The 273-nt window shown below is 27.5% G+C and carries 1 protein-coding gene; it reads left to right on the forward strand.

Annotated features, from left to right (window positions below; genetic code table 11):
* Positions 1-52: 52 nt before the first annotated feature.
* A partial coding sequence (locus tag HUU89_RS14565) for a hypothetical protein (protein WP_175302140.1) occupies positions 53-273 on the forward strand: 221 nt, incomplete at its 3' end.

Raw genomic sequence — 273 nt, forward strand, 5'->3', positions numbered from 1 at the left:
CAGTGGAAGTACTATTGAAAGGTTAGAAAGTTATGATAAAAGCGAACAGATTATGATATACTTAAATAAAGATCATGATATCAAAGATAAGTATGAAGATAGTGATTGGATCAAGACACCATTAGTCATATTTTTAAATAATACATACGATCTTTTGATAAAGAAAGAAGTTATGAAAGAATATGGATTTGAAGAAATAGAGAAGGAGGTTAAAAAGATGTGTAATTTAGGAGAAATGATAGCCAGAGAAAATATAGAAAAAGGACATTCTAT

The sequence above is a fragment of the Faecalibacillus sp. H12 genome, from assembly GCF_013361255.1.
Lineage (GTDB): Bacteria > Bacillota_I > Bacilli_A > Erysipelotrichales > Coprobacillaceae > Faecalibacillus > Faecalibacillus intestinalis.